The organism is Ornithinimicrobium cavernae (assembly GCF_003121625.1).
GTDB classification, from domain to species: domain Bacteria; phylum Actinomycetota; class Actinomycetes; order Actinomycetales; family Dermatophilaceae; genus Ornithinicoccus; species Ornithinicoccus cavernae.
The window spans coordinates 209,351-217,103 of sequence record NZ_QDDJ01000009.1; the positions used below are offsets into that span (position 1 = coordinate 209,351).

7 protein-coding genes are annotated in these 7,753 nt (G+C 72.0%); all 7 read left to right on the plus strand.

The window, feature by feature from the left end:
• The first annotated feature begins 56 nt into the window (after nt 1–56).
• On the plus strand, nt 57–1,010 hold the full coding sequence (locus DA085_RS12355) for a maleate cis-trans isomerase family protein (protein ID WP_109473301.1): 954 nt from the start codon (nt 57–59) through the stop codon (nt 1,008–1,010).
• On the plus strand, nt 1,007–2,248 hold the full coding sequence (locus DA085_RS12360; RefSeq protein ID WP_237565473.1) for a M24 family metallopeptidase: 1,242 nt from the start codon (nt 1,007–1,009) through the stop codon (nt 2,246–2,248). Before DA085_RS12355 ends, DA085_RS12360 begins: the two co-directional genes overlap by 4 nt.
• Before the next feature lie 134 nt (nt 2,249–2,382).
• Nucleotides 2,383–3,600, plus strand: a complete 1,218-nt coding sequence (locus tag DA085_RS12365; protein WP_109473273.1) for an aminotransferase-like domain-containing protein — start codon at nt 2,383–2,385, stop codon at nt 3,598–3,600.
• Between the two features lie 34 nt (nt 3,601–3,634).
• The gene (locus tag DA085_RS12370; protein ID WP_109473274.1) at nt 3,635–4,990 is read left to right on the plus strand and encodes a M20 family metallopeptidase; all 1,356 of its coding nucleotides are present in this window, start codon (nt 3,635–3,637) and stop codon (nt 4,988–4,990) included.
• 135 nt (nt 4,991–5,125) lie between these two features.
• Nucleotides 5,126–5,857 carry a maleate cis-trans isomerase family protein gene (locus tag DA085_RS12375; RefSeq protein WP_109473275.1) on the plus strand — a complete coding sequence of 244 codons (732 nt, stop codon included), beginning with the start codon at nt 5,126–5,128 and terminating at the stop codon, nt 5,855–5,857.
• Between the two features lie 5 nt (nt 5,858–5,862).
• Nucleotides 5,863–6,573, plus strand: a complete 711-nt coding sequence (locus tag DA085_RS12380) for a GntR family transcriptional regulator (protein WP_109473276.1) — start codon at nt 5,863–5,865, stop codon at nt 6,571–6,573.
• 314 nt (nt 6,574–6,887) lie between these two features.
• Nucleotides 6,888–7,753: hypothetical protein (locus DA085_RS12385; RefSeq protein WP_202619210.1), on the plus strand; the 866-nt coding region annotated here is incomplete at its 3' end.

Here is a 7,753-nt window from a genome sequence, read left to right on the forward strand (position 1 = left end):
TAGTCGACGCTCCTGTCGGATTGTCAACAATGTGCACTAGCGTGCACCATGTGGAGATGAGCATCGTTGCGGGCGAGCCCACCGCCCCCATCGCGGCGGCGCCGACGCCGTGGGCGGAGAGCCCCGGCGCGGCTGACCAGGCTGCCACCGCCCCGTGGGCAGAGAGCCCCGGCGCGGCTGCCCAGGCCGCCACCGGCCCATTGGCCGGGGTGCCGGACGTGGCTCCCGTGGGCACGGTCGGGGTCGGGGTCATCACCCCCTACGACTTCGCGCTGGACCGGGAGCTGTGGCGGTGGGTCCCGGACAGCGTGACCCTGCACCTGACCCGGACGCCCTACGCCCCTCTCCCGGTCTCGCTGGAGCAGGCCACCGTGGTCGGAGACCCCGCCATCGTGACCCGGTGCACCCAGGACCTGATCACCGTGCGGCCCGCCGTCGTCGCCTACGCCTGCACGTCCGGCAGCTTCATCCAGCGCCGCGCCGGTGAGCGTGCCCTGGCTGCCAGCATGGTCGCGGCGGGGGCACCGAGGGCCGTGACGACCAGCGGGGCCCTCGTGGAGGCGCTCCAGCACCTCGGCGTCTCCAGGGTGGCCCTCGCCACGCCCTACGACGAGCTGATCAGCCAGGGGCTGAGCGCCTTCGTCGAGGAGGCCGGGGTCCGGGTCACCGCCATGCGGCACCTCGGCCTGGAGGGCCGCATCTGGACGGTGCCGTATGCCGTGACGGTCGAGATCGTCCGCCGCTGCTTCACCAGCGACTGCGATGCCGTGTTCATCTCCTGCACCAACCTGCCGACCTACGACCTCATCGCCCCGTTGGAGGCCGAGCTGGGCGTGCCGGTGCTCACCGCCAACCAGGTCACCCTGTGGGCCGCCCTGCGCGCCGTCGGCGTGAGGGCCGTCGGGCCCGACCAGCGCCTCCTGTCCCGGTCCGCGGACCAGAGCCCCATGACCGAGCCACCCTTCCCCCAGGGACCACCGGCGACAGCACCGCAGGGGGTCGCCCCGTGACGACCACCACCGGGCAGGGGGCACCGACCCGGGTCCCGCGGGTGCCCCCGGAGATCATCCGACCGTTCTCCCTGCAGGAGTACGCGGAGCGGCTCGAGCGGGTGCAGCAGGTCCTGGCCGGCCGGGACGTCGCCGCCCTCGTCGTCGCGGACCCGGCCAACCTCTACTACCTGACCGGCTACAACGCGTGGTCGTTCTACACACCCCAGTGCCTGGTGGTGCCCACCGAGGGCGAGCCGCACCTCTTCGCCCGGGCGATGGACGCCCAGGGCGCGCACTACACGGCCGCGCTGGGCCCCCACCAGGTCCACGGCTACCCCGAGTTCCTGATCCACCGCCCGGACACGCACCCGATGGACTGGGTCGCCGAGCGGGCGGTCGAGCTGGGGGTCCTCCCGTCGGGAGCGGGCTCCCGGATCACCGCCGAGCTCGACTCGCACTTCTTCTCCGCCCGTGGCTACCTCTCCCTCAGGGACGGCCTGCACAGCGTGGAGATCACCGACAGCCAGGAGCTGGTCAACTGGGTGCGTCTGGTCAAGTCCCCGGCCGAGCAGGACATGCTGCGGTATGCCGGACAGATCGCCGAGCACGTCATGCTCACCGCCCTGGGGGCGATCGAGCCGGGCCGCCGGCAGTGCGACATCGTCGCCGACATCCAGCACGCCCAGACCTCCGGGCTGGAGGGGGTCGGCGGGGACTACCCCGCGATCGTGCCGATGCTGCCCACCGGGGCGACCGCCGGCACCCCGCACCTGACCTGGAGCGACCGTGTCATGCGCTACGGCGAGGCCGCCACCATCGAGCTCGCCGGCGTCCACCAGCGCTACCACGCCCCGCTGGCCCGCACGGTGAGCCTGGGCAGGCCACCGGCCCACCTGGTGGACTGTGCCGCCGCGGTCAGCGAGGGCTACGAGGCCCTCGCTGAGGAGCTGCGGCCCGGACGCACCTGCCACGACGTGCACAGCGCGTTCACCCGGGCGATCGGCCGGCACGGCCTCACCAAGGAGTCGCGGATCGGCTACTCGATCGGCATCGGCTACCCGCCCGACTGGGGAGAGCGCACGGTCTCCCTCCGCGAGGGCTCCCAGACCGTGCTCGAGGCGGGCATGGCCTTCCACGTCATCCTCGGCATGTGGATGGACGGCTGGGGCTACGAGACCTCCGAACCCATCCTGCTCACCGCCGAGGGCCCTCACCGGCTGACCAGCGTGCCCGGCGGTCTCACCGTGAAGACCTGACCCACGACCCGACCACCACGCCCCGACCACCACGACCTGACCACCACGCCCCGACCACGACGACCCGACCACCACGCCCGCGCACGAGCCGACCACACGGCATACGAGCACCACCACGACCACGGAAGGTGACCATGACTCTCCAGCCACAGACCCTGCCCCTCGCGGACCGGGCCACCGGACTCGTCGGATCGGTGATCGACTCCAGCACCTCCCTGCTCGCCGCCCAGACCCACGACATCGTGCGGTTCGCGATGGGCAGCCCAGCCGCCGAGGCCATCCCGACCGAGGTGCTGGCCGGCATCGGGGCCGAGGCCCTCGGGCCGCGGTCGGCCGACGCCTTCGACTACGCCGCGACCGAGGGTGACCCGGGCCTGCGTGCGGCCCTGCTCGACGTCCTCGAGGGCACGAGCGACGCCACGACGGCCGACCGGTTGACGATCACCTCCGGCGGGATGCAGGGGCTGGACCTGGCCAACAAGCTCTTCGTGGACCCGGGTGACCTGGTGGTCGTCGAGTCCCCGACCTACACCAACGGCAGCGCCACCGCACTGTCCTACCAGGCAGAGCTGCTCGAGGTGCCCGTCGATGCGGAGGGGATGGACACCGAGGCGCTGGAGGCTCTGGTCGAGGCGGCCGGGCGCACCCCCAAGGCGATCTACACGATCCCCACCTTCCAGAACCCGTCCGGCGCCTCGCTGTCCCTGCCGCGCCGGCACCGGCTGCTCGAGCTGGCCCGCCGCTGGGGCAGCGTCGTCATCGACGACGACCCCTACGGCATGCTGCGCTTCGCGGGCGAGGAGCTGCCGACGCTGCGCGAGGTGGGCGCCGGCGACCCGTTGGTGTTCTCGGTGCGCACGTTCTCCAAGATCATCGCGCCCGGGCTGCGGGTCGGCTGGGTCGACACCGCGCCTGAGCTGCAGCAGCTGCTGATCAACGCCAAGCAGGCCATGGACACCTGCACCAACCTGCCGGCCCAGCGACTGGTGGCCGGTTTCCTCGAGGGCGGCCACCTGCAGGAGCACCTCGTCGTGCAGCGCGCGGAGTACCTCCGGCGCAAGGTCGCGATGCAGGAGGCGCTCACCGAGCACTTCGGCTCGATCGCCCGGTGGACCGACCCCGAGGGTGGCTTCTTCCTGTGGGTGAGCTTCGACCCGGCCGTGCGGACCGAGGACCTCTTCCCGGTGGCGCTGGCCGAGGGCGTGGCCTACATCCCGGGCAACGCCTTCTCCCCCGGCAAGGCCTTCCCTCACGACCTGCGGCTGTGCTTCGCCTCCACGCCGCCGGAACGCATCCGGGAGGGGGTCGCCCGCCTGCGCCGGGCGGTGGACCGCCTCGCTGCGGGGGCCTGAGCAGGATGTCCTCGGCACAGACCCGTTCTCCGGCATGAGCGCCTCCGAGGCTGCTGTCCTGGACCTCATCGACCGGGAGGAGCTCGTCGCGCTCACCCAGGCCCTGGTGCGGGCACCCGGCCACAACCCGCCCGGTGAGGAGGCGGCGACCGCCTCGGTCCTCGCGGACGCCTGCCGCACGCGTGGTCTGGACGTGGTCGTCTCGGAGGTCGCGCCGGACCGGCCCAATGTGAGGGCCATCCTGCCTGGCGGCCCCGGCCCGGGCCTGCTGCTGCTCGGACACACCGACGTCGTTCCGCCGGGCGAGGGGTGGAGCGCCGATCCCTATGAGGGCGGACACCGGGACGGGCGGATCGTCGGTCGCGGCACGGCCGACATGAAGGGCGGGCTCGCGGCGTGCGTGGTGGCGTTGGACGCCCTGCGCCGCTCGGGCGTCTCCCTGTCCGGCCCGGTGGAGCTGGCGGCACTGGTGGACGAGGAGGAGACGGGTCTGGGGATCCGGCACTACATGGCACGACGCAGCGCCACGGGCACCCGGGGTGCCGACCTCGGCGGGGCCGCTGTCGGCCGGGCCAGCGCCAGTGCCGCCGTCGGCGGGCCCGAAACCCGTGCCACCATCGACCGCGACGGCACCGGTGCCGCCGCAGGCAGTGCCGGCACCAACACCGCTACGGGCTCCGGTGGTGCTCTCAGCCAGGCTCCGGAGTTCCTCGGGTGTGTCGTGGCCGAGCCCACCGACCTGCAGACCATCGTCGCCGCTCGAGGCGATGCCTACGTCGAGGTCACCGTCCAGGGTGTCGCTGCACACTCCGGACGTCCCGACGACGGCCGGAACGCCATCTACGGCGCCGCCCGGATCATCGAGGAGCTGCGCCGCTGGCACGGCGAGCTGGCGGTGGCCGCACACCCTCTGGTCGGTCCACCGACCTGGAGCGTCGGGCTGGTCAGTGGCGGGCAGGGGACCTCGACCGTTCCCGCGCACGCCCACCTCAGCGCCGACCGCAGGCTGCTGCCGGGCGAGGACGCCGCGCAGGTCCTGCGCGCCGTGCGCGAGCGACTCGACGGTCTCACCCTCGGGCGCGACGGGCTCACCGTCGAGGTCACGATGCCGATGTCCATGCCTGGCTTCGAGACACCGGCAGAGCACCCGTTCGTCGTGGCGACGGACCGGGCACTGCAGGAGTGTGGCGGGCCGGGGCTGGACCTCGCGGGGTGGACCGCCGCGTGCGACGGCGGCTTTGTGGCGCGCGACGCCGGGATCCCCACGCTGGTCCTGGGGCCCGGCTCGGTGAACGAGCAGGCGCACCGCCCGGACGAGTCGGTCAGCGTGGAGGACCTGTTCGTCGCAGCGCGGACCTACGCGCTGCTCGCGCTGCGACTCCTGGGGTGAGGCCAGCGGCGACGGACGCCCGACGGGGCGACTGGGCGACTGGCCGACTGGGCGACTGGCCGACTGGCCGACGAAGGACCGGTCGACAGGCCTCTAGTATTGTCGACAATCCAACGAGATCACGCAGGAGGCACGATGCCCACGATCGGGCTCCTCTACCCCGGTCACAGCGCCGAGGACGACTACCCGCTGCTGGAGGCCCGGCTCGGCTCCGGTCTCCGGCTGCCGCTGGTGCACACCACGGTCGGCGAGGACGCCCACCGGGTCGACGCCTTGCTGGACCTGGGCGGGCGAGAGCGCCTTGCCGAGGGCGCAAGGACCCTCACCGAGGAGCACTCTCCCGACGCCGTCATGTGGGCCTGCACGTCGGGCTCGTTCGTTTTCGGTTGGGAGGGGGCACACCAGCAGGTCGCCGAGCTGGAGGAGGTGACCGGCGTGCCCACCTCCTCGACCTCGCTGTCGTTCGTCGCGGCCTGTCAGGCACTGGACCTGACCCGGGTGAGCGTCGCGGCGTCCTACCCGCAGGAGGTGGCCGAGAGCTTCGTCTCCTTCCTCGGACACGGCGGCGTGGAGGTGACAGCGATGGGCAGCCACGGCATCGTCACGGCGGCCGAGGTCGGCCTTCTGGGGCAGCACGACGTGGAGACCATCGTGAGAGGCGCCGACCTGACGGGGGGCGCGCAGGCAGTTCTGGTGCCAGACACCGCGATGCACACCCTGCAATGGATAGAATCCCTCGAGCAGATGGCCGGTGTGCCGGTCCTCACCGCCAACCAGGTGACCGTCTGGCAGGGACTCAGACTGCTGAGCGAGGTGCCTGTCATCGACTCCCTGGGGACCCTCTTCAGCACCAGGAGCAGAGGCTGAACCGTATGACGACAAGGACAGCGCGGCGCGCGGCCGCCACCCGACGCTCGATGGAACCCGTGGTCCAGGAGTCGACGCCCAGCATGATCGCGAGCCGTGTGCGCGAGGCCATCGCATCGGGACACATCGCGCCGGGATCGCAGCTGGGCGAGGCCAACCTGGCCCGTGAGCTGGGCGTCAGCCGCGGTCCCCTCCGTGAGGGGCTGCAGCGATTGACCGCCGAGGGGCTCCTGATCTCGATCCGCAACCGCGGGCTGTTTGTCATCGAGATGACCCCGGAGCGGGTGCAGGATATGTATCTCGCTCGTCAGGCTGTCGAACGCGCTGCCGCCGAACGCATCCACGACGGCGATCCGGTCGCGGCCGGCGGGGCACTCATGGGCGTTATCGAGGTCATGGCTCGGGCCAGGAGCGCTCGGGGCGAGGGCGTCGCGGACATCGAGTTCCACCAGTTGCTGGTCTCCCTCGCTGCGAGCCCCCGGCTGTCCCGCATGCACGAGATCCTGATGACCGAGACACGGATGTGCATCCACGCCTTGGCGGACTCCTACGTGCACGGGGATGCTGTGCGAGTCGAGGAGCACACAGCGATCGCCCGGTCCTTCCTGGACCGAGATGCCCGCCTCACGGACGAACTTCTCGCTGCCCACATGACAGACGCCGTGCGACGGCTTACTGCCGGGCGGAGCACAGCCCCGCCGAGCTCGTCGGCGTAGCCCAGACCTCTCTCGCGTCTACCCTCGCAAAGGACACCGAGCACGTCGGCCTCGGCCAGCGGCAGTTCCTGCGGACTGTTCGGCCCCGGGCTCGGCCAGCGACAGCCCCCGCGGGCTGTTCGCCCCCGGGCTCGGCCAGCGACAGTCCCCGCGGGCCGACCATGTCAGGCCACCGACCACGGTCGACCCCTTCAGGCACCCTGCGCCCGAATCCACAGGTCGTGGCGTGTCGCCGACACAGCGTCGGACACCTGTGCTAATTTGGGGACTAGTTGGAGAACGGTTCGCGACGGGGCGACCGGAAGGGGGCAGCGATGACGGTCAGCACGCTGGAGGCACGGCTCGAGGAGCTGCTCGTGCCGGTCATCGGGCCCGCGGGTCTGCCGGCGCGGCCGGAGGCGCCGGCTGATGGGCACCGGGACGGGTTGTCGGGGCTGCGGGAGACACTCCCCCACCTGACGGGGCTGCGAGAGCGACTGGCCAGCTCCGAGGCTGTGGTGTTGCGGCGGGTCGGCTGCCGGGTCCACCGTCCCTGGCGGCCCGTGCTGTTCGAGCCTGCACCCCACGAGGCGCCACCGGAGCACAACGGACCCGTCGCGCCGGAGCACAACCAACTCGTCCGCACGCAGGACGAGGACACCGTGCCGGGTACGGCTGGTCAGCTGCCCGTGGGTGATCTCACCGACACCGCGGAGCCTGACACCGCGGAGGCGGATACCGCTGGGCCGGATACCGCCGGGCCGGATACCGCCGGGCACGACTCGCGGGTGGTGGGCACCGCCCAGCTACGGGCGGGGTTGAGCACGTTGGGGGTGGAGGAGGCGCTGGTCGAGTCGCTCGCCGAGATCGTGTTGGCGTGTGTGACGGTGCGCACTCCGGGTGAGCAGTCCTCGGTCGTTTCCCGGGGTCAGGCCCTGCTGGCGGCGGTGGAGACGTTGACGACGACGACCGGGGCGTTGGATGCGGTGCTGCTGTCGGCGGTGCGGCAGCTGACCGCGACCACCGGCCAGCTCCTCTTGGTGGATAAGGGCGCCACCACCCCCGAGGACCTCTCCGCCTCGGGCCGGGAGGAGTGGCGGGCCCGCGCCAAGGTCCTGACCCGCCACGAGATCGAAGCGGTCACCGGGTGGGGTGTGGGGGAAGTCAGCGACCTGGTCGCCCTGGCCGCCACCCCGGCCCC